At 67.4% G+C, this 5,810-nt stretch carries 8 protein-coding genes and 1 pseudogene; 8 read left to right on the top strand and 1 reads right to left on the bottom strand.

Annotated elements, in window-relative coordinates; translation table 11 throughout:
* Positions 1–698 (top strand): endonuclease/exonuclease/phosphatase family protein (locus tag AB4Y84_RS11010; RefSeq protein WP_442250127.1); only part of this gene is annotated, 698 nt, incomplete at its 5' end.
* 120 nt (positions 699–818) lie between these two features.
* Complete coding sequence (locus tag AB4Y84_RS11005; protein WP_442243826.1) at positions 819–1,055, top strand: hypothetical protein; 237 nt, start codon at positions 819–821, stop codon at positions 1,053–1,055.
* 67 nt (positions 1,056–1,122) lie between these two features.
* Here the strand turns inward: AB4Y84_RS11005 and purT are convergent, their stop codons facing one another.
* Positions 1,123–2,310, bottom strand: coding sequence for a formate-dependent phosphoribosylglycinamide formyltransferase (gene purT, locus AB4Y84_RS11000; RefSeq protein ID WP_363730482.1), 1,188 nt, complete (start codon positions 2,308–2,310; stop codon positions 1,123–1,125).
* 145 nt (positions 2,311–2,455) lie between these two features.
* Between purT and AB4Y84_RS10995 the strand changes: the two genes are divergently transcribed.
* The 6 genes and pseudogenes from AB4Y84_RS10995 to AB4Y84_RS10970 form a co-directional block, all read left to right on the top strand.
* Complete coding sequence (locus tag AB4Y84_RS10995) at positions 2,456–3,337, top strand: SPFH domain-containing protein (RefSeq protein ID WP_025873866.1); 882 nt, start codon at positions 2,456–2,458, stop codon at positions 3,335–3,337.
* Between the two features lie 45 nt (positions 3,338–3,382).
* A complete protein-coding gene (locus AB4Y84_RS10990) occupies positions 3,383–3,562 on the top strand; it encodes a hypothetical protein (protein WP_005412615.1) in 180 nt (59 codons plus the stop codon).
* Entirely contained in the window at positions 3,559–3,738 is a 180-nt protein-coding gene (locus AB4Y84_RS10985) for a DUF4177 domain-containing protein (protein WP_025873867.1), read from the top strand. The genes AB4Y84_RS10990 and AB4Y84_RS10985 overlap by 4 nt, the downstream gene beginning before the upstream one ends.
* 2 nt (positions 3,739–3,740) lie before the next feature.
* Positions 3,741–5,030 (top strand): alpha/beta fold hydrolase, encoded by a 1,290-nt coding sequence (locus tag AB4Y84_RS10980; protein ID WP_442243827.1) that lies wholly within the window; start codon positions 3,741–3,743, stop codon positions 5,028–5,030.
* Positions 5,027–5,620: a PH domain-containing protein gene (locus tag AB4Y84_RS10975; RefSeq protein WP_394196125.1), complete on the top strand. Its 594-nt coding sequence runs from the start codon at positions 5,027–5,029 to the stop codon at positions 5,618–5,620. Before AB4Y84_RS10980 ends, AB4Y84_RS10975 begins: the two co-directional genes overlap by 4 nt.
* A gap of 9 nt (positions 5,621–5,629) precedes the next feature.
* Positions 5,630–5,810 (top strand): annotated as a pseudogene (locus AB4Y84_RS10970) (M15 family metallopeptidase); the annotation flags it as partial.

Raw genomic sequence — 5,810 nt, 5'->3', positions numbered from 1 at the left:
ACGCCAAGGTGCGCAGCTTCCAGCTGCTGAAGTGGAGTGCGATGCCCGGCGCGATCCGCCCGGTCGATCCGCGCACCGGCAAGAGCTTCTACAACGACACCGTCTGGTCGCAGCTGCGGCTGTCGTCGAAGTCGCACTGGGATGTACCGGTGAAGACCCCGGCCGGCGTGGTGCACGCGCTGGTCTCGCACCCGACGCCGCCGGTGTTCGACGGCCCGGAGAAGCGCAACGCCGCGCGCAACCACGACGAACTGCGCCTGTGGCAGGAATACCTGTCCAACGGTGACAAGCCGTGGTTGTGCGACGACAAGGGCCAGTGCGGCGGCCTGGCCCAGGATGCACGCTTCGTCATCCTTGGCGACCTCAACAACGATCCGGTCGATGGCGATGGCCGCCACGAGGCGATCGTCGAACTGATCGAGAACGCCCGTGTGCTGCGCTACCCCACCCCGCGCAGCGTCGGCGCCGAGCAGACCAGCCTGGCCTATGCAGCCAAGGGCATCGCCCGCAAGGGCGCACCGTTCCATGCCACCGGTGATTTTGGCCCGAAGTCGGGCACGATGCGCCTGGACTACGTGCTGCCGTCCACCGGATTCGAGTACATCGGCAGCGGCGTGTTCTGGCCGGCCAATGAAAGTCCGGAAGCGAAGATCGCCGATGGCAGCGACCACCACCTGGTGTGGGTGGACGTGCGGTAGAGGCAACTGTCAGTCGACTGAGGGTGCCGGTCAGGACGACCGGCATCGCCTTGCCGGGCATGCGCGCGCCTGCATTCTTGTTACAGTCCCGCAACGGAACGTCAGGGGGAGCCGCCGCACTTGAAAAGGAACCTGCTGATCATCGTTGGCGTCTTCGCCATGATCGCGCTGTTGGTGGTGGCCCGGCAGAACTGGGCCTTCAATTTCATTCCGTTCGTCCTGATCGGCCTGCTTCCTGCCGGCGTAGCCTGTTGGAAGGGCTACGCGGACCGCTTCGGCACCTGGTGGCTGTACGGCTCGGTGCTGGGCATCATCGCCATCATCCACGTCACCTTGCTGCCTTGGCGCCGCGCCTGACGGCATCGCCGCGCCGAGCGTGCGGGCGCGGCTGAACGGCCGCCGGGCATGGCCCGGCGCTACCGATTTACGGGCGCAGCTCGACGCCGATCGCTTCGGCGGCATCACGCGCGATGGCACGCGCCTCGTCGATGGTTTCCGCACGCGCCAGGGTCACGCCCACGCGGCGATGGCCATGCACGCTCGGCTTGCCGAACAGGCGCACCGCGGTGTCCGGCACCTGCAGCGCGGCGGCCACGTTGTTGAAGTACGGCACGCCCTCACCATGCGCCAGCAGCGCGCACGAGGCCGATGGGCCGCTCTGGCGGATCACCGGGATCGGCAGGCCGAGGATGGCCCGGGCATGCAGCGCGAACTCGCTCAGCTCCTGCGACACCAGCGTCACCAGACCGGTGTCATGCGGACGCGGCGATACTTCGCTGAACCAGACCTCGTCGCCCTTCACGAACAGCTCGACACCGAACAGGCCCCAGCCCCCGAGGTCATCGGTGATCGCGCGCGAGATCTCCTCGGCACGCGCCAACGCCTTGTCCGACATCGGCTGCGGCTGCCAGCTTTCGCGATAGTCGCCCTCCTTCTGCAGGTGGCCGATCGGCGCGCAGAACGAAGTGCCGGCGGCGTGGCGTACGGTCAGCAGGGTGATCTCGTAATCGAAGTCGATGAAACCTTCGACGATGCAGCGGCCGGCACCGGCGCGGCCACCGGTCTGTGCGTATTCCCATGCGGGGGCGATGTCCGCCTCGCTGCGCAGCGTGCTCTGGCCCTTGCCCGAGGACGACATCACCGGCTTGACCACGCACGGCAGGCCGATTGCCGCTACGGCGGCGCGGTACTCGGCCTCGGTGTCGACAAAGCGGTACGGCGAGGTCGGCAGGCCCAGCGTCTCGGCGGCCAGGCGTCGGATGCCCTCACGGTCCATGGTCAGGCGCGCAGCACGCGCGGTCGGGATCACCCGCAGGCCCTGCTCCTGTTCCAGCTGCACCAGGGTCTCGGTGTGGATCGCCTCGATCTCGGGCACCACCAGGTGCGGCTGCTCCTGGGCGATCAACTGGCGCAGGGCCATTGCATCCAGCATGTCGATCACGTGCGAGCGGTGTGCCACCTGCATGGCCGGGGCATCGGCGTAACGGTCGGCAGCGATCACTTCCACACCCAACCGCTGCAGCTCGATGGCCACCTCCTTGCCAAGTTCGCCCGAGCCCAGCAGCAGCACGCGGGTGGCGGAGGGGGACAACGGGGTTCCAAGCTTGGCCATGGCGGGGTTCCAGCAGCGATGTGAAGGCGGGTGGGCATTCTAGCCGGTCCAGCCGCAGTGCCTGGGCAAGCCCAGCCGACGAACGGTAGCCAGAATGTGATATCACTTTGATATCTTCAATTCGAACCCTCAAGGACGTACCGCCATGAAAGAGAAGTCGCTGTCCTCCCTCAACGGCCTGGGCGCGCTCGCCGGGTCCCTGGTCGTAGCCCTCGCCGGCGGCGCCCTGTTCGTGGCCGGGGTCGCGGCGAAGGCCAGCACCGGCTCGCCCAACGTGCTGCTGATCCTGGCCGGCCTGCTGATCGCTGCGCTGGCGCTGGTCGCGCTGGCCGGCCTGTACACCGTGCAGCCCAACCAGGCGGCGGTGGTCAGCCTGTTCGGCAAGTACGTCGGCACCGTCAAGGACAACGGCCTGCGCTGGAACAATCCCTTCTTCAGCAAGCGCCGCGTGAGCCAGCGCGTGCGCAATTTCGAGAGCGGCAAGCTGAAGGTCAACGAGCTGGACGGCAGCCCGATCGAGATCGCTGCGGTGATCGTCTGGCAGGTGGTCGATGCCTCCGAAGCGGTCTACAACGTGGACGACTACGAGAGCTTCGTGCACATCCAGTCCGAATCGGCGCTGCGCGCGATGGCCACCAGCTACCCCTATGACCAGCACGAGGACGGTCAGCTGGCGCTGCGCAGCCATGCCAGCGAGATCTCCCAGCACCTGAAGAACGAACTGGCCGAGCGCCTGGCCGATGCCGGCGTGCAGGTGATCGATGCGCGCATCAGCCACCTCGCCTACGCCGCTGAAATCGCCCAGGCGATGCTGCAGCGGCAGCAGGCCAATGCGGTCATCGCCGCACGCACGCGCATCGTCGCCGGTGCGGTCGGCATGGTCGAGATGGCGCTGGCCGAGCTGCAGAAGAACGGCGTGGTGCAGCTGGACGAGGAGCGCAAGGCGCACATGGTCAGCAACCTGTTGACCGTGCTGTGCTCGGACCGCGGCACGCAGCCGGTCGTCAACACCGGCTCGCTGTACTGAGCCACCCTCGCAACGGGGCGCCCCACCGCCCCGCCAGGAGTCTGCATGAGCGAGAAAAAAGCCTATCCGCTGCGCATCAACGCCGAGGTCCTGGCGGCCGCACAGCGCTGGGCGGACGATGAACTGCGCAGCCTCAACGCACAGATCGAATACGTGCTGCGCGACGCACTGCGCAAGGCAGGCCGCCTGCCGAAACCCAAGCCATCGCCGGAGGACAAGGAATGAGCAAGCGCTGGAGCTACCTGACCGTCGAGGTCAAGACATCCATGATGGGCCTGCAGAAAGCTGACGACATTCAGGCCGAACTCAGCCGCCAGGGCCAGCTCGGCTGGGAACTGGTCAACATCATCGTCCCGGCGCCAATGCGCCCGGCCCTGCTGGTCTTCAAGAAGGAGCTGTGACCATGAGCGCACGCCGCTCGTTGCTTGCTGTTTCCCTTGCCCTGTTGTCCGCCAGTGCATCCGCTGGCGAACCGCAGCAGGTCGCAGCACGCCTGCTCGATCACCTGCAGGCAGGGCGCACCGCCGATGCCGAAGCCATGCTGACACCGCAGATGGCCGCGGCCGTGCCTGCCGACAAGCTGCAGGGCCTGTGGCAGTCGCTGGGTGAACTGAAGCAGCGCGGCCCGGCGCACAGCAGTGAGCAGCAGGGCCTGCACCTGGTGGAAGTACCGTTGCAGTTCGCCAGTGGCGCGGTGATCGCGCAGGTTGCGGTGAACGGGCAGGACAAAGTAGCGGGCCTGCTGCTGCGCCCGGCCCCGGCCGCCAAGGCAGCGCCACCGCCGGCCGACGCGAACTACAGCGAAGCCGATTTCAGCGTGCCACAGGCACGCGGTGCGCTGCCCGGCACACTGTCCCTGCCCAAGGGCAAAGGACCGTTTCCGGCCGTAGTGCTGGTGCACGGCTCCGGCCCACAGGATCGCGACGAAACCATCGGTGGCAACCGCCCGTTCCTGGACATCGCCCGCGGCCTGGCCGCACAGGGCATCGCCGTGCTGCGCTACGACAAGCGCACCCATGCCCGTCCCCAGGACTTCCAGAGCGACACCTTCAACGTTGATGACGAGACCACCGACGACGCCGTCGCAGCGTTGAGCGCGTTGGCGGCGGACCCACGCATCGACGGCAAGCGGATCTTCGTGCTCGGCCACAGCCAGGGCGGCATGCTCGCCCCGCGCATCGCCAGCCGCTGGCCACAGGCGCGCGGCGCGATCCTGTGGGCCGCGCCGGCGCGCACATTGCTTGAACTGCTGCCGGAGCAGAACCGCTACCTGTTGTCGCTGGACGGCTCGATCAGCGCCCCGGAACAGGCGTTCCTGGACAAGCTGGCAGCACAGATCGCCGCAGCCCGCAGCGACACCACTGTGCCGACCAGCGAACTGCCACTGGGCGTGCCGCAGACGTTCTGGAAAAGCATCGAAGCGGTGAACGCACGCGGCGACGCGGTTGCGCTGAAGAAACCACTGCTGATGCTGCACGGGGGCCGCGACTTCCAGGTACCGGAAACGGATTGGGCACTGTGGAAAAAAGCCCTGGCCGATCGCCGGGACGTGCAATGGAAGGCCTACCCTGCCCTCAACCACATCGGCATCGCCGGCAGCGGCCCCAGTTCATTGAAGGAATACGCACAGCCGGGCCACGTCGATGGGCAGCTGATCGATGACGTGGCGCGTTGGGTGGAGGCGCAGCGATGAGCGGCAGTGATGCACGCCCGTTCGAGGTTGCCGAAAGTTCTTCGCTGCGGGTGCTGTGGGTGCTGCTGCCACTGCTGGCGGTACTGGGCGTGAGCATGTGGGCACAGCTGCACGACAATCGCAGCGAGGCTCCCTGGATGGAGGTCACCCTGTCGCCGCCGTTCTTCCTGATGGGCGGCAGCGCGGCATGGAGCCTGGCGGTGATCGTGCTGATGGGCATCGGCCTGGGCTGGGCGTTCTTCCGTCGCCGGGTGGAGCTGGCAGGCAACGTGCTGGACGTGCGTTCGACGTTGTACCGTCGCCGCACGCCGGTGGCCGACCTGCTGCTGGACCAGGCCGAGGTGGTCGACCTGGGCCGTGATCGTCGCTACGGCATCCGCTTCAAGACCAACGGCTACAGCATGCCCGGCTTCTACTCCGGGCACTTCCGCCTGCAGGGCGGCGGCAAGGGCTTTGCCCTGGTCACCGACCGCGCACGCACGCTGGTGATTCCGGTGCGCGGCGGCAGCACCCTGCTGCTCAGCATGGAGCGCCCGCAGGCCTTGCTGGAAGCGCTGCGCAAGGTGGCCGCCACGGCGCCACGGCAGTAAGCTGGATCGATGCACCGTAGCACTCCGCTGTTGATCAATACCGAGACCGTCGAACTGTGGCCTGCGCCGCTTCTGCGCGCGCGCAGCAATCTCGACGCCCGCCTGCTGGCCCGCGCGCAATGGGTACTGCGGCGCAAGCGCGATGGCCGCTACCTGGCGGCAGTACTGGCGCACGGTGTGCACTCGCTGG

It is taken from the genome of Stenotrophomonas sp. 2YAF22, from assembly GCF_052114665.1.
In the GTDB taxonomy this organism is placed as follows: domain Bacteria; phylum Pseudomonadota; class Gammaproteobacteria; order Xanthomonadales; family Xanthomonadaceae; genus Stenotrophomonas; species Stenotrophomonas indicatrix.
This window is presented reverse-complemented; position numbering and strand designations above follow the sequence as displayed.

Excerpts from the sequence above, each read along its gene's own strand:
- AB4Y84_RS10995 (WP_025873866.1), top strand. The coding sequence starts at position 2,456 with ATGAAAGAGAAGTCGCTGTCCTCCCTCAACGGCCTGGGCGCGCTCGCC.
- AB4Y84_RS10990 (WP_005412615.1), top strand. The coding sequence starts at position 3,383 with ATGAGCGAGAAAAAAGCCTATCCGCTGCGCATCAACGCCGAGGTCCTG.
- AB4Y84_RS10985 (WP_025873867.1), top strand. The coding sequence starts at position 3,559 with ATGAGCAAGCGCTGGAGCTACCTGACCGTCGAGGTCAAGACATCCATG.
- purT (WP_363730482.1), bottom strand. The coding sequence starts at position 2,310 with ATGGCCAAGCTTGGAACCCCGTTGTCCCCCTCCGCCACCCGCGTGCTG.
- AB4Y84_RS10975 (WP_394196125.1), top strand. The coding sequence starts at position 5,027 with ATGAGCGGCAGTGATGCACGCCCGTTCGAGGTTGCCGAAAGTTCTTCG.
- AB4Y84_RS10980 (WP_442243827.1), top strand. The coding sequence starts at position 3,741 with ATGAGCGCACGCCGCTCGTTGCTTGCTGTTTCCCTTGCCCTGTTGTCC.